The sequence below is a fragment of the uncultured Hyphomicrobium sp. genome (assembly GCF_902826555.1).
Classification (GTDB): domain Bacteria; phylum Pseudomonadota; class Alphaproteobacteria; order Rhizobiales; family Hyphomicrobiaceae; genus Hyphomicrobium_C.
The window spans coordinates 69723-87490 of sequence record NZ_CADEFI010000006.1 but is presented as its reverse complement, the minus strand read 5'-3'; the positions used below and the strand labels follow the sequence as shown (position 1 = coordinate 87490).

Here is a 17768-nt window from a genome sequence, read left to right as displayed (position 1 = left end):
CTTTATGACAGACCCCGATTCCGACAAGCCGAACCCGCCTTCGCGGCTCAGTCTCGGCGCGCTTATCGCCGCTCCGCTGCTTCTGCTCGCGGGCCTCTGGTTCGTGCTCGCAGGCGACGGCAAGGACAGCGGATCGCCGCAGACCGCGGGCTTGATCGGTGCCAACACGACGTCGTTCTCACCGGATCAGAAGAGGGCGATCGAGGGTATCGTCAAAGATTATCTGGTCGAGAATCCCGAGATCTTCCTCGAGATCCAGACCGCGCTCGAGAAAAAGATGGCGGATCAGGAAGCCGAGCGCACCAAGAAGATGGTGGCAGAGCATGCGAAGGAGATCTATCGCGCGCCCAACGCCCCGGTGGCCGGAAACCCGGACGGCGACATCACGGTCGTCGAGTTCTTCGACTACAACTGCGGCTACTGCAAGCGCGGCTTCGCCGAGGTGGCCAAGCTGGTCGAGCAGGACAAGAACGTACGCGTCGTATTCAAGGAGTTCCCGATCCTGACCGAAGGCTCCGAGCAGGCGGCGCGGGTCGCACTCGCTTCGCGGATGCAGGGCAAATATTGGGAGGTCCACCGCGACCTCATTCAGACCAAGGGGGCGGTCAACGAGGCCGTGGCACTCAAGGTCGCCGAAAAGCACGGCCTCGACATGGTGAAACTCAGGGTCGATATGGCCTCGCCGGAGGTCAAAGCGGAGATCGACCGCGTCAAGGATCTGGCCAATAAGCTCGGCATCAACGGCACGCCCCACTTCCTGGTTGGCGACAAGGCTATCGGGGGGGCCCCCGACAACCTTTTCGACGTGCTGGAAGGACATGTGGTGGATCTGAGGAAGGCCGGCTGCAACTATTGCTAAAGGCCTTTGATTTGCCTGCGTTTACCGGCTTTTACGCCGGTAAACGGTCCCAACAACCTTTGGCTTGGCGTCCTTTCGCGGCTGCGGTAAAGCTGCTAGGGAACCTTACGGGCTTCCTCGGCTGCCGGGGAGGCTTTTGCTCGCGGGCGGAAACGTCCGCGACACGGTTCCTCTCCCGACATCCTCAGCCTGCTTAGACCGACCTCGCAATGGCCAAACCGGTTTTCGTCCTCAACGGCCCGAACCTCAACATGCTCGGCGTGCGCGAGCCGGAGATCTATGGCCGCGATACGCTGGACGACGTACGCAAGCGAGCGGAAGCCCGTGCGGCGGCGCTTGGGCTTTCGATCGCATTCCGGCAGAGCAACCACGAGGGCGAGCTTATCGGCTGGATCCAGGAGGCGCGGGGCGCAGCCTCCGGCATCATCCTCAATGCGGGGTCGCTCACGCATACCTCTATCGGCATTCTCGATGCTCTCTCAGCGGCCGAGGTGCCGGTGATCGAGGTGCATCTGTCGAACATTTTCCGTCGCGAGAGCTTTCGTCACCATTCCTATGTGTCCCTTGGCGCCAAGGGCGTCATCTGTGGTCTTGGAGTCCAAGGCTACGAGCTCGCGCTCGAAGCGATGGCAAAACTGGTGGCATAGACTACGGTGAAACGAAAAACCAAAGACAGCGACAAGAAGCCGAAAGGGAAAGGGCTAGCGCGCATGACGGCGAAAGACGAGGCCGAGAAGCCGAGTGAGGAGAAGAAACTCATCAAGGAGCTTGCGCAGCTCCTCAATGATACTGGGCTCTCGGAGATCGAGATCGAGAAAAGCGGTCTCAAGCTTCGCGTCGCCCGGTCGGTAACGGTTGCGGCGAGCGTGCCGACCGCGGCCTATGTGCCCGCAAGCGCTCCGCCACCGGCAGGAGCACCGGCTGGTCCTGGAGCCCCTGCGGCTCCCGGCGTGGCAGACCCTGCCAAGCATCCGGGCGCCGTGAAGTCGCCAATGGTCGGCACCGCCTATCGCTCGCCTGATCCAAAGGCGCCGCCGTTCGTGGAAGTCGGCAGTCGCGTTCAGCAGGGCGACACGCTGCTGATCATCGAAGCGATGAAGACCATGAACCAGATTCCCGCCCCGCGCGCGGGCACCGTCACGGCCGTCATGATCGAGAACGGCCAGCCGGTGGAGTTCGGCGAGCCGCTCGTGATCATTGAATAAGGGAGATAGGCCGTAGACAGCGGGCAGTAGGCAGTCGCGGTGTCCAATCCCGCTGCCTCACTGCCCAACTGGCTCAGCGCCTAAAACAAAAGAATGTTCGACAAGGTTCTGATTGCCAACCGGGGTGAGATCGCGCTGCGCATCCAGCGTGCGTGCAAGGAGCTCGGCATTGCGACCGTTGCGGTGCATTCGACGGCGGACGCCGACGCGATGCACGTGCGGCTCGCCGACGAAAGCGTGTGCATCGGCTCGCCGCCCGCGAGCGACAGCTACCTCAATATCCCGCGCTTGCTGGCTGCCTGCGAGATCACGGGCGCCGATGCCGTGCATCCGGGCTACGGCTTCCTGTCGGAGAACGCCCGCTTCGCCGAAATCCTGGAAGAGCATTCGATCACCTTCATCGGGCCCACCTCCGAGCACATCCGGATCATGGGCGACAAGATCACCGCGAAGGAGACCGCCAGGAAGCTCGGCATTCCGGTGGTGCCGGGGTCCGAAGGCGAGGTCGTGAACGAGGCCCAGGCGATGAAGATCGCCAAAGACATGGGCTTCCCGGTGCTCGTCAAGGCCACGGCCGGCGGCGGCGGGCGCGGCATGAAGGTCGCGCACACGGCGGCCGACCTTGGCCTGGCGCTGTCGACGGCACGGGCGGAAGCCAAAGCGGCGTTCGGCAACGATTCCGTCTATATCGAGAAGTATCTGCAGAAGCCGCGCCACATCGAGATTCAGGTGTTTGGCGACGGCCGCGGCAACGCCGTGCACCTTGGCGAGCGCGATTGCTCGCTGCAGCGGCGTCATCAGAAGATTCTGGAGGAGAGCCCGTCGCCGGCACTCAACGCCGAATCCCGCAAGAAGATCGGCGAAGTCGTCTCCGCGGCGATGAAGAAGATCAAGTATCGCGGCGCGGGCACGGTCGAATTCCTGTTCGAGGACGGCGAGTTCTACTTCATCGAGATGAATACGCGGCTCCAGGTCGAGCATCCGGTGACGGAAGCCGTCACCGGCATCGACCTCGTGCTCGAGCAGCTGCGCGTCGCCTCCGGGGCGAACCTCTCCTACAAGCAGGAGGAGATCACCTTTTCGGGGCATGCCATCGAGTGCCGCATCAACGCGGAGAACCCGCGCACCTTCCGCCCGTCGCCGGGGCAGATCACGTACTGGCATCCGCCCGGTGGGCTCGGCGTGCGCGTCGACAGCGGTGTCTATCAGGGCTATCGCATCCCGCCGTTCTACGACAGCTTGATCGGCAAGCTGATCGTGCACGGCAAGAACCGCAACGAGTGCCTGATGCGGCTCCGGCGTGCGCTCTCGGAGTTCGTCATCGACGGGATCGAGACAACCATCCCGTTGTTCAACGAGCTGATCCGGCAGCCCGACATCGCCAACGGTCTCTACGACATCCATTGGCTGGAGAAGTATCTCGGCAAGAGCTAAGCCCGTAGCGACGGATGGTGCTTTGATGGACAGGGTCCACTTCGAATCATAAGTTCGTTAGAATTCGGGTTTTGGCTCGGGGGCCGGTCGTAGGAGTTTGCACGGGAGCAATTCGTTGATGGCGTCGCGCGACGACATCATGATCGAGATCACGCCGCAGGTCCTGCTCAAGGCCTACAGTTGCGGCATCTTCCCCATGGCCGAAAGCGCCGACGATCCGGCTCTCTATTGGATCGAGCCGCAGCATCGCGGCATCCTGCCTCTCAGCGCCATGCATGTGCCGAAGCGGCTGGCCAAGACGGTACGGCAGGGCGTGCTCAGGGTCTCCATCGACACGGACTACGAAGGCGTCATCGAGGGCTGCGCGGCGGAACGGGCCGGGCGGCGTTCGACCTGGATCAACGCGCGGATCCGCGGACTTTACCGGGATCTGTTCCGGCTCGGGCATTGCCACACGGTCGAGGTGTGGGAGGGCGAGCGCCTGGTTGGCGGGCTCTACGGCGTGGCGCTCGGCGGGGTGTTTTTCGGCGAGAGCATGTTCTCGTATGTCCGGGATGCGTCCAAGATTGCGCTCGTGCATTTGGCGGGGCGTCTGATCGGCGGCGGGTTTACGTTGCTCGATACGCAGTTCGTCACCGACCATTTGCGGCAGTTCGGCACCATCGAGATCGACAGGGAGGACTTTCACCGTCATCTCGACAGCGCGCTGGGGCAGAAAGCGGACTTCATGCGGGTGCCGCCCGATGCGTCGGGTGCGGCCATCCTCGATATCATCGAACAGGCACAGGACAACGCCCGCTAACCTCGGTGGCGCGGCGAACGCAGGATCCCCTCGGACGTGGTGAAGAGCGACGGACATACGGCCGAACGGCGGACGCGTGCGCTCGAGCGCAGCGGGCGCCTCGACGTGATCCGCACGGAGGGTCCCAAGGGCTACGCGCTGATCGACAGCGGCGACGGCCGCAAGCTCGAACGTTTCGGCGGCATCGTCGTCGATCGCCCCGAACCACAGGCGCTTTGGAGCCGGCAGCGCGGGGCAGACGTGTGGGCCAAAGCGCATGGCGTGTTCTCGGCGTCGGCGGACGACGAAGAGAAGGGAAAGTGGCGGCTCGACAAGCCGGTGCCCGAGCGGTGGCCGGTTGCGGTCGGCGACGTGACCGTGAGTTGCCGATTGCAGGGACTCTGGCATGTGGGCCTGTTTCCCGAACAGGGGCCGCACTGGGACTGGATGCTGGAGCAGATCGGGCGGGTCGAGGGTGAGCGCCCGCGCGTGCTCAACCTCTTTGCGTACACGGGGGCAGCGTCGCTCCTGGCGGCCAAAGCCGGAGCGGAGGTGACGCACGTTGATGCGTCGAAAAAGGCGATCCAGTGGGCCAAGGAGAACCAGGCTGCGTCGGGGCTCGCGGACGCGCCGATCCGCTGGATACTGGACGACGCCGCCAAGTTCGTCGCGCGCGAGGTGCGGCGGGGCAAAACCTACCACGCCATCCTGATCGATCCGCCGAAGTTCGGGCGTGGCCCCGAGGGCGAGGTCTGGGACCTGTTCCAGGGATTGCCGGGGTTGATGAGGAACGCAGCGCTGCTTCTCGCGGCCGAGACCTCGGCGCTGGTTCTTACGGTTTATGCCATCCGCGCATCCGCGCTGGCCTTCGAGCAGCTTGCGGCAGACGTGCTCGCGGGACGCGGCGGGCGGCTCACGGCGGGCGAGCTGGCGCTCTCGGCGGAGGGTGGCGGCGCAGCCGTGCCGACCTCGCTGTTCGTGCGGTGGTCGTCATGAGCGTGCCGTCATGAGTGGACCTGCGCCGCGCCTTATCACGAGCCTCACCAACGATCGCATCAAGGCGATCCGGGCGCTCGACATGCGCAAGGAGCGCCGCGAGACGGGTCTGTTCGTGGTCGAAGGTGCGTCGATCCTCGTGACGGCCCGGGATGCGGGCTTCGTGCCGACGAGCCTCGTCTATCAGGCAGGCTCAGCCGAGAGCCCGGTCGCACGCAGCCTCGTCGGCTGGGCGCTCAAAGGCGGCGCGGACGTGCTCGAGGTGTCGGAGGACGTGCTGTCCAAACTCTCCTCGAAGGACAATCCGCAGGCGATGCTGGGGGTGTTCAAGCAGCGCTGGACCGGACTTCCGAAAAAGGCTGCGAGCGAAGACTGCTGGCTGGCGCTCGAAGAAGTGCGCGATCCCGGCAACCTGGGCACCATCATCCGCACGGTGGATGCCGTCGGCGCCAAGGGCGTCATCCTGATCGGCAACTCGTGCGATCCCTATTCGCGAGAGGCGGTGCGGGCAACGATGGGATCGGTATTCTCGGTGCCCATGATCAAGGCGTCGCGGGAAGAGTTTCTGGCCTGGCGCGCGGACTGGCGCGGCGACGTGGTGGGCACGCATCTCGACGGCCGCGAGGATTTCCGGCGTGCGGCGTACAAGGGGCCGGTGCTGCTCATCATGGGCAGCGAGGGGCCCGGTTTGTCAGACAGCCTGACGCGGGCGTGCTCGCGGCTGGTGAAGATCCCGATGGCGGGCAAGCTCGACAGCCTCAACCTCGCGGTGGCAACGGCGCTGACGCTGTACCAGATCCGCGGCGGCGCGCTCAAATTGTAGCTCTTGCGACCGTGATTGCTTAGATGCAGCGGCCGCCGTCGACCTCGATGGCGATGCCGGTGACGAAGGCGGACGCCGGGTCGGCGAGGAAGACGGCCGCGTTAGCGATGTCGGTCGGCTTCGACATGCGCCCCAGCGGAATGCCGGCGATGAAGCGGGCGCGGTTCTCGGCGGTATCCGGAACTCCCATGAACTCTTCGAGCAGGCCCGTCTCGCCGATCACGGGATTGATGGCGTTGACGCGGATGTTGCGCGGGGCCAGCTCCACGGCCATCGATTTCGTGAGCGCGATCACCGCGCCCTTGGAGCCGTTGTACCAGGTGAGGCCGGGCCGCGGGCGCACGCCTGCCGTCGAGGCCGTGTTGATGATCGAGCCGCCGCCGCGCTTCTCAAGCTCCGGCACGGCGGCGAGCGTGGTCAGGTAAATCGACTTCACGTTGACCGCGTAGATGCGATCGAACTCCTCTTCGGAGACCGTCATCAGCGACTGGTTCTTGTGGGTGATGCCGGCGTTGTTGACCAGGATGTCGAGGCCGCCGAACGCGCTCACGGCGGCTTGGATCATGGATGCCACGTCGGCGCTTCGCGCGACGTCTGCCGTCACGGCGACGGCGCGCGAGCCGATCTCCTTGGCAACGTCCTTGGCGCGGCGCTCGTCGATGTCGGCGACGACGAGCTTGGCGCCCTCCTCGGCGAAGGCTTCGGCGATGCCGCGGCCGAAGCCAGAGCCCGCTCCGGTCACGATCGCGACTTTGCCGGCGAGCCTCATGGTGTCTTCCTCAGCGCTGGTTGCCGTTCCGGTCGATGGGTGGCGCGGAGGCGCGCGCCGCCTCGATGCGATAGGGGCTCGCCGGATAGGTGCCTAGCAGGCGAACCTCGCTCGAGAAAAACGACAGCTCCTCGAGCGCGAGCTGAACGAGGCGCTCGGCGGGGTGGCCTTCGATATCGGCGTGGAACATGGTGGCGTTGAAGCTGCCCTCGAGCTGGTAGCTTTCGAGCTTCGTCATGTTGACGCCGTTGGTAGCGAAGCCGCCCAGGGCCTTGTAAAGCGCGGCCGGCACGTTACGGACGCGGAACAGGAACGTGGTGATCACCGGACCGTCCTCGGGCTCGGCGTCGTCCGGGTCCTTGGCGAGAATGAGGAAGCGTGTCGTGTTGTGCTGCTCGTCCTCGATGTCGGAGCGCAGGATTTCAAGCCCGTAGATCTCGGCAGCGAGTCTCGAGGCAATGGCGGCCAGCGACGGATCCTTCTGCTCGGCGACGAGGCGGGCGGAGCCGGCGGTATCGGCTTCCGGGACCGGTGTCAGACCCAGCGTTCGCAGCGTCTTGCGGCATTGTCCGAGGGCCTGGGTATGGCTCATCACCTTCTTGACGGCCGCGAGCGAGGTGCCCTTGAGGCCCATGAGCTGATGGCGCACGCGCAGGAAGTGCTCGCCGACGATGTAGAGATTGGCGTTGGGCAGCAGGTGATGGATGTCGGCGACGCGGCCCGCGACGGAGTTCTCGATGGGGATCATGGCGTAGAGAACGTCCCCGGATTTCACGGCGGCCAGTGCGTCCTCGAAGGTCGGATAGGCCAGAGGCTCGAAGTCCGGATAGGCTTCGGTGCAGGCGAGGTGGGAGTTGGCGCCGGGCTCGCCCTGGTAGGCGATACGTGCGGCGGGGGGCTTCGTGGACATGGGTGTCTGGCTCGAAAAAGCGAAAGGAACGTATGCAGGCGCAGCGTGACCGGGCCTAGGCCTCGACGCTGCCGGGCGACGTGTCGAAGGTGGGAAAGATCATGCCCGACGCGCCTTTTTGACGAGCTGGCGCGCCCGGCTGAGGTCGGCCGGAGTATCGACACCGAGGGGAACGGTGTCAACGACGGCCACGTCGATGCGCATGCCGTCCTCGAGGGCCCGGAGCTGCTCCAGGCGCTCGCGTTTTTCGAGGTGAGACGGCGGCAGAGAAATGAAGCGCTCGAGCGCCGTGCGCCGGTAAGCGTAGAGGCCGATGTGATGGTAAAGGGGGCCATCGCCGTGGGGCGCGGTGGCCCGCGTGAAATAGAGCGCGCGCAGGCGGTTTTTCTCCGGGAGCGGCGTGCCGACAACCTTGACGACGTTAGGGTTGGTACGCTCCTCGGGCTCGGTAATCGCGGCGGCAAGCGTGGCAATGTGCGGACCCTTGGCCTCCAGCAACGCGGCGCAGGAGCGGATGAGGGCCGGATCGATTGTCGGGAGGTCGCCCTGCACGTTGACGACGATTTCGGCTTCGGCATCCGGGTCGACACGACTCAACGCCTCGAAGATGCGGTCGGATCCCGATGCGTGGTCCGGACGCGTCATCAAGGCCTCGCCTCCCGCGGCGCGGACGACGTTACAGATCTCCTCGGCGTCGGCGGCGACGACGACGCGGCCCATCTCGGCGGCATGAGCCTGGCGCCAGACGCGCACGATCATCGGCTCGCCCTCGATGTCCGCCAACGGCTTATCCGGCAGGCGGGTCGAGGCCATGCGCGCGGGAATGATGATCAGGGTTCTCGTCATTCTCAGTCTCTCGACGGTCCGCCGACCGGCAAAGTCGGGTTTAGCGGACATTTGGCCCTATGGATGGGGAGCCGCGCTTCCGTATGCTGGGTGCGGTTCAGCCCGGATTCGGTACGTGGCGTCAGCCCGCGATAGGCAAAGAGCTGTAGACCGGGGGTGCGCGGGGTTGCAAGGCATGGCAAGCGTCTTGTAGATGCGTCCGATCGGTAACGCCGACGGATGGCTGATGAGGGTGGGACGAGACCAAATCGGGGTTGAAACGACACCTTCATATTTGCCATTAACTAATACGGACCTTTCGATGTCGGGATCGATGAGCGGCGGCAGGGGCAGGTGACGAGATGATAGACTCTTTCGAACTGAGCAAAATCGCGGGCGGTGTTCTGGCGGCCCTTCTCGTGATCTTCCTGCCGAAGACGTTCATCGACCTTGCTCGCCAGGGGCATCACCATCACGAGGTGAAGGACGGCTATGCGCTTCCGGCCGCGACCGAGGCTGCGGCTCCTGCAGGGGCGGAGGGTGCTGCAGCGCCAGCCGCGTTCGATCCCGCGACGGTGGTGGCGGCCCTCAAGGGGGCCAACCCCGAGAATGGCAAAGGCATCTTCAAAGCTTGCCAGACCTGCCATACGGCAGACAAAGCCTCCGCGAGCAAGGTCGGCCCCAACCTTTGGGGCGTGATCGGCCGCGAGCGTGGCACGCGCGCCGACTTCGCCGGCTACTCGGAGGCGATGAAGAACAAGAAGGGTGCCTGGACCTTCGAGGATCTCGCGCATTTCATCCACAAACCGACCGAATTCGTGCCGGGAACCAAGATGATTTTCAAGGGCATCTCGGATACCGGAGAGCTTGCGGATCTCATCGCCTACATCGATACGCTCTCGGACAATCCGCCGCCGCTGCCCTAGGATGAGGCGGATAGGCGCTCTCCTCGTTGCGGCGGGCGTGCCGCTGCCCTCCGACATGGGATACGCCGTGTCTACCGACGGGCCATTTTCTCGCGAGATTTCCGGCGGTTCCGCCCGGTGCCTCGGGGGTCGCTGGCGCCTGCCATCTTGCCGATCTTTAATCCGAATTCGGGTCGTGGCGTGCTAGGAACTGAACCTTCCTGGGGTTCGCTCTCTGCGGCGGGCGGGCTTTCGCGGCGGCGGCGCGCCGATGCCGGTGGTGCCGCTCTTTCCTGACACGGGATGAAGGTGACGATGGCTGTACGAGACATGGTTGAACGGCGAACGACGTTCCTGCTTCCGGTCTTTGCCGCTCTGGCCATAGCCGTCGTCTCAAGCAGTTTCGCGATGGCGCAAGATGCCGGCGGCGCGCAGCCCGCGGCTCCTGCGGTGGAGCTGCCGAAACACCGTGCGCTTTCGCTGATCGGAGAGCCGAACTACGGACCGGACTTCAAGCATTTCGGCTGGGTCAATCCGGATGCGCCCAAGGGCGGCGTGGTGCGCTTCACCGTCGAAGGGACGTTCGACTCCCTCAATCCCTTCTCGGTGCAGGGCGTGCCGGCCGTGGGATCGTCGTCGATCTATGACTCGCTGATGACCGGAAGCCCCGACGAAGAGTCGACCGAGTACGGCCTCGTGGCCGAGTGGGTCTCCTATCCTCCGGACATCGCGTGGGCGAAGTTCGGGTTGAGGCCGGAAGCGCGCTTTCACGACGGCAAGCCGATTACGCCTGAAGACGTGATCTTCAGCCTCGAGGCGCTGAAGAAGGCCGATCCCATGCGCGGCCGCTACTACAAGAACGTGGTCAAGGCCGAGAAGACCGGTGACCACGAGGTGACCTTCACATTCGACCAGACCGGCAACCGCGAGCTGCCGCAAATTCTCGGTCAGCTGCCGATCCTGCCGAAGCACTATTGGGAGGCGACCGGAAAGAACGGCGAGCCGCGCGACTTGACCAAGAGCACGCTCGAAGTGCCTCTGGGGTCGGGGCCGTACAAGATCAAGGAATTCAGCCCCGGCAGCCGCATCGTGCTCGAACGCGTCAAGGACTACTGGGCGAAGGATCTGCCTGTCATGATCGGGCAGTACAACTTCGACGAGATGCGCTTCCAGTATTTCCGCGACCGTACGGCGGCCTTCGAGGACTTCAAGGCGGGCCGCGCCGACATGTGGCGCGAGCGCATGGCGAGCGCGTGGGCGACGCAGTTCAACTTCGACGCCATCCAGAAGGGCTTCGTGAAGAAGGAAGCCATCCCGACCCAAGGCGTGGCGCGCATGCAGGGCTTCGCGTTCAACACGCGGCGCGAGAAGTTCAAAGATCCGCGCGTGCGCCAAGCTTTCAACTACGCGTTCGACTTCGAGGATCTCAACAGATCGGTGCTGTTCGGACAGTACACGCGGGTCGCCAGCTATTTCGACAATTCGGAGCTGGCCGCGAAGGGGCTGCCGCAAGGGCGCGAGCTCGAGATCCTGAAGAAGCACGAAAAGGATCTTCCGCCGGAAGTGTTCACGACTGAGTGGAAGAACCCGACGTTCGCGTCGCGGGACGATCTGCGCAAGAACCTTGCCGAGGCGATGAGGCTGTTCAAGGAAGCCGGTTGGGAGGTGCGCCAGGAGGAGGTCGCGGATCCCGACTGCGGCACGTTCTGCAAGGTCGGGCGTGCGATCGGACTGGGGTCGGCAAAGACGCAGACGGTACTGCGCAATGCCAAGGGCGAGCCGTTCTCGGTCGAATTCCTGCTCGGCGACGACGCCTTCCAGAAGCACGTCGCCCACTACATCTCGAATCTGTCGAAGATCGGCGTGCAGGCGACCATTCGCGTCGTCGATCCGGCGCAGTACCAGCAGCGGGAGCGTAGTTTCGATTTCGATATCGTCGTCGACAGCTTCCCGCAGTCAAACTCGCCGGGCAACGAGCAGCGCGACTACTGGGGATCGGCTGCTGCCGATCAGGAGGGCAGCCGCAACACGATCGGTATCAAGAGCCCGGTCATCGATGCGCTGATCGAGGAGCTGGTGCAGGCCAAGGATCGTGACGAGGTGGTGGCGCACACGCGTGCGCTGGACCGGGTTCTCTTGTGGGGCCACTATGTGGTGCCGCAGTGGTACAATCCCTACGAGTGGCTCGCGACGTGGGATATGTTCGGCCGGCCCGAGAAGCTACCGTCTCTGACGAGCGCATTCTCGCAGGTGTGGTGGGTCGATCCTGCGAAAGAGCAGGCGCTTTCCGCGCACAGGAAATGACGACGATGGGCGCGCGGTCTCGTGGGGGGCAGATGAAAGCTTTCGGCTCCGGGCGAGCAGGTCTCGCGCTCTTCCTCACTCTCGGGTTCGCTGCAGCGGCGCCGCTCCACGCCGAGCCGCGGCACGGCTTGTCGGTGTTCGGCGATCTCAAGTATCCCGCGGATTTCAAGCATTTCGACTACGTCAATCCGGACGCGCCCAAGGGCGGCAAGGCTTCGCAGATCGGACCCGGGGGCGTCACGACCTTCGACAGCTTCAACATGTTCATCCTCAAGGGCGACACGGCGCAGGGCATGGAGCTCTGCTTCGACAGCCTGATGGTGCGCGCCAACGACGAGCCGGACGCGGTCTATGGGCTCGTGGCGGAGACGGCAGACGTGGCACCCGACGGAATGTCGGCGACGTTCAAGATGCGGCCCGAGGCCAAGTTCGCCGACGGGTCGCCATTGACCGCCGAGGATGTCGCCTTTTCGCTCGAGACCATCAAAGCCAAGGGGCATCCTGCGCTCGCTATCCCGATCCGCGACGTGAAATCGGCCGAGGCGCTCGACCCGCACACGGTTCGGTTCACGTTCCAGGGGACGCTGGTTCGCGATCTTCCGATCGCGGTGGCGACGCTGCCGATCCTGTCGAAGGCCTACTACACGGCGCACGACTTCGAAAAGACGTCGCTCGAGCCGCCGCTCGGGTCGGGTCCCTACAAGGTCGGGCCATTCAAGGCCGGGACCTACGTCACCTATGTCCGGCGGTCGGACTATTGGGCGAAGGATTTGCCCGTCAACGTCGGTCAGTACAATTTCGACGAGGTGCGTTACGAGTATTATCGCGACCGCCCGCTCGAGCTCGAAGGGCTGCTCGCGGGCAACATCGATTTCCGTGAGGAGTTCACATCCAAAGACTGGGCAACGGGCTATGACCGCAAGCCGGTGAAAGATGGGCGCGTCAAGCTGCTCACGCTGCCGGACGAGCGGCCTTCGGGTGCGCAAGGGTTCTTCATCAATACGCGCCGAGAGAAATTCAAGGACGTGCGCGTGCGCCAGGCGCTCGGCCTCGCCTTCGATTTCGAGTGGAGCAACCAGAAGCTTTTCTTCAAGCTCTATACGCGCACGGCGAGCTACTTCGAGAACTCGGATCTCAAGGCCGTCGGTCCGCCTTCGCCCGAGGAGCTCAAGCTGCTCGAGCCGTTCCGCGACAAGCTGCCGGCGGCCGTATTTGGCGAGCCGGTGTCGCCGCCAGTCACGGACGGCAGCGGCAATAACCGCGAGCAACTGCGGCAAGCGGTGAAGCTTCTGTCGGATGCCGGATGGACGCAGACGCCGGAAGGCGTGCGCAACGCGGCGGGGCAGCCGCTTTCGGTCGAAGTGCTGATCGATTCCCCGACCTTTGAACGGATCGCGGCGCCGTACGTCAAAAATCTGCGCGCGATCGGTGTCGATGCCACCATCCGCATGGTCGATGATGCGCAGTACGAACGCAGGATCAAGGACTTCGATTTCGATCTCACGACACAGCGTTATGCGTTGCGGCTGACGCCCGGTGTCGAGCTGAAGAACTACTGGAGCTCCCAGTCGGCGGAGACCAAGGGCAGCTTCAATCTGGCCGGGATTGCCGATCCGGTGCTCGATCAGCTCATCGACAAGGTCGTTGCGGCGAAATCGCGCGCGGAGCTCGAGACGGCGACGCGGGCGGCCGACCGGGTGCTGAGGGCCGGCTACTACTGGGTACCGCAATGGTACAAAGGCGCTCACAATCTGGCGTTCTGGGACAAGTTCTCGTGGCCCGAGGTAAAACCCAAGTATGAGCGCGGCGCGCTCGAAACATGGTGGTACGACGCCGCCAAAGACAAAGCGCTGGCGGAGCGGAAGTAGCCCTCCCAGCAGGAGACAACGCAGACGTTAGCCGATGTTTGACGCGCTGCGGGCGAATGGGGATATGATCATACGATGGCTGCCTATCTCCTAAAACGAACGCTTCTCATCATCCCGACGATGATCGGCATCATGCTGATCAGCTTCGTCATCGTGCAGTTCGCACCCGGCGGACCGGTGGAGCAGATGATCGCCAAGCTCACCGGCAGCGATACGTCGATCTCCGACCGGTTGGGCGGCGGCGGGCGCGATACGCTCGGCGGCGGCAGTCAGTCCCAGATCGGTCAAGGTGCCGGCGACAGCGTCACGTCGAAGTATCGCGGGGCGCAGGGTCTCGATCCCGAGTTCATCAAGAGCCTCGAGAAGCAGTTCGGCTTCGACAAGCCGGCTCATGAGCGGTTTCTGCTCATGATGAAAAACTACCTGATGTTCGATTTCGGGAAGAGCTATTTCCGCGACGTTTCGGTGATCGAGCTGGTCAAGGAGAAGATGCCGGTCTCGATTTCGCTCGGACTCTGGATGACGCTGATCACGTACTTCATCTCGATCCCGCTCGGGATCCGCAAGGCCGTGCGCGATGGAGAGCCGTTCGATACCTGGACCAGCACGGTGCTCATCGTCGGCTATGCGGTGCCGGGTTTCCTGATCGCCGTGTTGCTTCTCATCGTGTTCGCGGGCTCCTCGTTCTTCCAGTGGTTCCCGTCGCGGGGGCTCACGTCCGACAACTGGGAGCAGCTTTCGCTCGTCGGCAAGACGATCGACTATTTCTGGCACCTGACGCTGCCCATCATCGCCATGTCGCTCGGGGCCTTCACGACGATGGCCTTTCTCACCAAGAACAGCTTTCTGGACGAGATCCGCAAGCAGTACGTCATTACGGCGCGATCGAAAGGGCTCGGCGAGCGCGAGGTGCTTTATGGACACATCTTCCGCAATGCCATGCTGTTGATCATCGCCGGATTCCCGGGGGCGTTCATCGGCGCTTTCTTCTCCGGCGCGCTGCTCATCGAGACAGTGTTCTCGCTCGACGGCCTGGGCTTGCTCGGCTTCGAGAGCGCCATCAAGCGCGACTATGCGGTGGTGTTCGCAACGCTCTACATCTTCGCACTGATGGGGCTCGTGGTGAACGTGGTGACCGATTTCATCTATACGCTGGTCGATCCGCGCATCGACTTCGAAAGCCGGGAGGTCTAGCCCCATGGACGCGCGGCGCGAAGACGATGTCGAGCAGAAGGTGGTGGTCGATCCCGTGCGCCCGGGCCTGTTCCAGCGCATGCTGCCGCGCTTCGATCTTTCGCCGATCAACGAGCGGCGCTGGGCGAACTTCAAGAACAACCGGCGGGGCTACTGGAGCCTCGTCGCCTTTCTGATCCTGTTTTTCCTGACGCTGTTCGCGGAGGTAATCGCGAACGACCGGCCGCTGATCGCGCGCTACAAGGGTGAGACGCTGTTCCCGGTGCTGGTGGACTATCCGGAATCGAAGTTCGGCGGCTTTCTTGCGGTGACCGATTATCGCGATCCCGTCATCATCGACGAGATCGAGGCCAACGGCTGGATGCTCTGGCCGCCGATCCGCTATTCCTACGATACCATCAACAAGGATTATCCCAACCGGGTCGACGCCGACGGGCGCTGCTTCGTGGAGCGGGACGGCGTAAAGCAACAGGGCGGACTCGGCTATCCGGCGCCGCCGCAATGGGCGGCGCGTGCAAAGTTGTGCGAGGCGGCGCCGGATCAGATGGCGCGCTATCAGGCGATCGGCAACTGGAACTGGCTTGGGCTCGACAACCAAGGGCGAGACGTTCTGGCGCGCGTGATCTACGGGTTCAGGATCTCGGTGCTGTTCGGCCTTATCCTGACGCTGCTGTCGAGCGTGATCGGCGTGGCGGCCGGTGCGGTGCAGGGATACTACGGCGGCTGGATCGACCTCGTCCTGCAGCGCTTCCTCGAGATCTGGGGCAACATTCCGACGCTCTACGTGCTGATCATCATCGCCGCGGTACTGGTGCCGGGGTTCTGGACGCTGTTGTTCGTGCTGCTCGCCTTCCAGTGGACATCGCTGGTCGGCGTGGTGCGGGCGGAGTTCCTGCGCGCGCGCAATTTCGAGTACGTGCGCGCGGCGCGGGCGCTGGGACTTTCGGACAGAACGATCATGTGGAAGCACGTGTTGCCGAATGCCACGGTGGCGACGCTCACCTTCATGCCGTTCCAGCTCTCCGGGTCGATCACGACGCTCACATCGCTCGACTTCCTCGGATTGGGCTTGCCGCCGGGCTCGCCGTCGCTCGGCGAGCTGCTGCTGCAAGGCAAGGGCGATCTCAACGCTCCGTGGCTGGGCCTCAGCGCGTTCTTCTCGATCGCGATCATGCTGTCGCTGCTGATCTTTATCTTCGAAGGGGTTCGCGATGCGCTCGATCCCCGCAAAACCTTTTCGTGAGGAGTGCGGGCGATGTCGAAAGAGGTGCTGGTCAACGTCAAGAACCTCTCCGTTGCGTTCCGGGCGAACGGCGGGACGACGACGGCGGTCAAGGGCGTGTCTTTCCGCATCAACAAAGGTGAGACGGTGGCGCTCGTCGGCGAGTCCGGCAGCGGGAAATCCGTGTCGGCGCTTTCGATCCTGCGTCTGCTGCCTTATCCCGCGGCATCGCATCCGACGGGGCAGATATTCTTCGAGGGCAAGGACCTGCTCGCGGCTTCGGAGCCGGAGCTCAAGCGCATCCGCGGCGGGCGGATCTCGATGATCTTCCAGGAGCCGATGACGTCGCTCAATCCGCTACACACGATCGAGCGGCAGGTCGGCGAGATCCTGAGACTGCACCGCGGCATCACTGGCGCGGCGGCGCGAACGCGCGTGCTCGAGCTTCTAGCCAAGGTCGGCATCCCGGAGCCCGAGAAGCGGCTCGATGCCTTCCCGCACCAGCTTTCCGGTGGGCAGCGCCAACGCGTCATGATCGCCATGGCGCTCGCCAACGAGCCGGACCTCTTGATCGCCGACGAGCCGACGACGGCGCTCGACGTGACGATCCAGGCGCAGATCCTCGAACTCTTGCGCAATCTTCAGCGCGAGATGGGCATGGCGATGCTGCTGATCACGCACGATCTCGGCATCGTGCGGCGGATGGCCGAGCGGGTCTACGTGATGCAGAATGGGCTGATCGTCGAAGAGCAGCCGACGGAGGCGCTTTTCGACTCCCCGCAGCATCCCTATACGCGCCATCTGCTTGCTGCCGAGCCCAAGGGACATCCGCCGGCCTTCAATGCCGACGCGCCGGTCGTCGCCGAGACGCAGGATCTGAAGGTCTGGTTTCCGATCAAGCGTGGCTTTCTGCAGAAGACGGTGGACCATGTGAAGGCCGTGGACGGTCTCTCGGTCAAGATCCGCGCCGGGCAGACGGTGGGTGTGGTCGGCGAATCCGGATCCGGCAAGACGACGCTTGGGCTTGCCATCCTGCGGCTCATCTCGTCGCAAGGGCCGATCGTCTACATGGGTCGCCGCATCGATGGACTGTCGTCCAAGGAGATGCGTCCGCTCCGGCGCGAGATGCAGGTGGTGTTCCAGGATCCCTACGGCTCCCTCTCTCCTCGTCTCTCGATCTTCGGCATCATTGAGGAGGGGCTGCTGATCCAGAAGCCGGAATGGACCGAGGCGCAGCGTCGCGAGCAGGCGGCCCGCGCGCTCAAGGAGGTGGGTCTCGACGCATCCGCGCTCGATCGCTATCCGCACGAATTTTCCGGTGGGCAACGGCAGCGCATCGCGATTGCCCGGGCGATGGCCTTGGAGCCGAAATTCATCGTGCTCGACGAGCCGACCAGCGCTCTCGACATGAGCGTGCAGGCGCAGATCGTCGACCTCCTGCGAGACTTGCAGGCCAAGCGTGATCTCGCGTACGTGTTCATCAGCCACGACCTCAAGGTGGTGCGGGCGCTCTGCAACTATGTGATCGTCATGCGAAACGGCCGGGTCGTCGAGGAAGGACCGGCCGCCGATATCTTCGATTCGCCAAAGGCCGACTATACAAAGGCACTTCTCGCGGCGGCTTTCGATATCAAGGTCACGCATCGGGCGGCCATCGCCGGGTGAAATTCCCG

General features: G+C 63.9%; 16 protein-coding genes. 13 read left to right on the top strand and 3 right to left on the bottom strand.

The window, feature by feature from the left end; all coding sequences use genetic code 11:
- The first annotated feature begins 4 nt into the window (after positions 1 to 4).
- The 7 genes from QZV93_RS04970 (at position 5) to QZV93_RS04940 (ending at position 6098) form a co-directional block, all read left to right on the top strand.
- Entirely contained in the window at positions 5 to 859 is an 855-nt protein-coding gene (locus QZV93_RS04970) for a DsbA family protein (RefSeq protein WP_295556479.1), read from the top strand.
- A 209-nt stretch (positions 860 to 1068) separates the two neighbouring features.
- The gene (aroQ, locus tag QZV93_RS04965; protein WP_295556478.1) at positions 1069 to 1506 is read left to right on the top strand and encodes a type II 3-dehydroquinate dehydratase; all 438 of its coding nucleotides are present in this window, start codon (positions 1069 to 1071) and stop codon (positions 1504 to 1506) included.
- Between the two features lie 63 nt (positions 1507 to 1569).
- Entirely contained in the window at positions 1570 to 2064 is a 495-nt protein-coding gene (accB, locus tag QZV93_RS04960) for an acetyl-CoA carboxylase biotin carboxyl carrier protein (protein WP_295556477.1), read from the top strand.
- A gap of 93 nt (positions 2065 to 2157) precedes the next feature.
- Positions 2158 to 3498, top strand: a complete 1341-nt coding sequence (accC, locus tag QZV93_RS04955; protein ID WP_295556475.1) for an acetyl-CoA carboxylase biotin carboxylase subunit — start codon at positions 2158 to 2160, stop codon at positions 3496 to 3498.
- Between the two features lie 118 nt (positions 3499 to 3616).
- Positions 3617 to 4300: a leucyl/phenylalanyl-tRNA--protein transferase gene (gene aat / locus QZV93_RS04950; protein ID WP_295556474.1), complete on the top strand. Its 684-nt coding sequence runs from the start codon at positions 3617 to 3619 to the stop codon at positions 4298 to 4300.
- Positions 4301 to 4336: 36 nt separating this feature from the next.
- Entirely contained in the window at positions 4337 to 5275 is a 939-nt protein-coding gene (locus QZV93_RS04945) for an RsmD family RNA methyltransferase (RefSeq protein ID WP_295556472.1), read from the top strand.
- A gap of 10 nt (positions 5276 to 5285) precedes the next feature.
- Positions 5286 to 6098, top strand: coding sequence for an RNA methyltransferase (locus tag QZV93_RS04940; protein WP_295556471.1), 813 nt, complete (start codon positions 5286 to 5288; stop codon positions 6096 to 6098).
- Positions 6099 to 6117: 19 nt separating this feature from the next.
- On the opposite strand, the gene QZV93_RS04935 is transcribed toward QZV93_RS04940, so the two are convergent.
- The 3 genes from QZV93_RS04935 to QZV93_RS04925 form a co-directional block, all read right to left on the bottom strand.
- Entirely contained in the window at positions 6118 to 6867 is a 750-nt protein-coding gene (locus QZV93_RS04935) for a glucose 1-dehydrogenase (RefSeq protein ID WP_295556469.1), read from the bottom strand.
- Between the two features lie 10 nt (positions 6868 to 6877).
- A complete protein-coding gene (locus tag QZV93_RS04930) occupies positions 6878 to 7777 on the bottom strand; it encodes a prephenate dehydratase (RefSeq protein ID WP_295556467.1) in 900 nt (299 codons plus the stop codon).
- 99 nt (positions 7778 to 7876) lie between these two features.
- Entirely contained in the window at positions 7877 to 8623 is a 747-nt protein-coding gene (locus QZV93_RS04925; RefSeq protein ID WP_295556465.1) for a 3-deoxy-manno-octulosonate cytidylyltransferase, read from the bottom strand.
- Positions 8624 to 8964: 341 nt separating this feature from the next.
- On the opposite strand from QZV93_RS04925, the gene QZV93_RS04920 reads away from it, so the two are divergent.
- The 6 genes from QZV93_RS04920 to QZV93_RS04895 all read left to right on the top strand — a co-directional run bounded on the left by QZV93_RS04920 (position 8965) and on the right by QZV93_RS04895 (position 17760).
- Positions 8965 to 9528: a cytochrome c family protein gene (locus tag QZV93_RS04920; protein WP_295556463.1), complete on the top strand. Its 564-nt coding sequence runs from the start codon at positions 8965 to 8967 to the stop codon at positions 9526 to 9528.
- A gap of 294 nt (positions 9529 to 9822) precedes the next feature.
- Positions 9823 to 11811 carry an extracellular solute-binding protein gene (locus QZV93_RS04915; protein ID WP_295556462.1) on the top strand — a complete coding sequence of 663 codons (1989 nt, stop codon included), beginning with the start codon at positions 9823 to 9825 and terminating at the stop codon, positions 11809 to 11811.
- A gap of 32 nt (positions 11812 to 11843) precedes the next feature.
- Positions 11844 to 13679 carry an extracellular solute-binding protein gene (locus tag QZV93_RS04910; RefSeq protein ID WP_295556460.1) on the top strand — a complete coding sequence of 612 codons (1836 nt, stop codon included), beginning with the start codon at positions 11844 to 11846 and terminating at the stop codon, positions 13677 to 13679.
- 75 nt (positions 13680 to 13754) lie between these two features.
- Positions 13755 to 14873, top strand: coding sequence for a microcin C ABC transporter permease YejB (locus QZV93_RS04905; protein ID WP_295556459.1), 1119 nt, complete (start codon positions 13755 to 13757; stop codon positions 14871 to 14873).
- 79 nt (positions 14874 to 14952) lie between these two features.
- Positions 14953 to 16116, top strand: coding sequence for an ABC transporter permease (locus tag QZV93_RS04900; RefSeq protein WP_295556516.1), 1164 nt, complete (start codon positions 14953 to 14955; stop codon positions 16114 to 16116).
- Positions 16117 to 16128: 12 nt separating this feature from the next.
- Positions 16129 to 17760, top strand: coding sequence for an ABC transporter ATP-binding protein (locus tag QZV93_RS04895; protein ID WP_295556457.1), 1632 nt, complete (start codon positions 16129 to 16131; stop codon positions 17758 to 17760).
- Positions 17761 to 17768 lie beyond the last annotated feature (8 nt).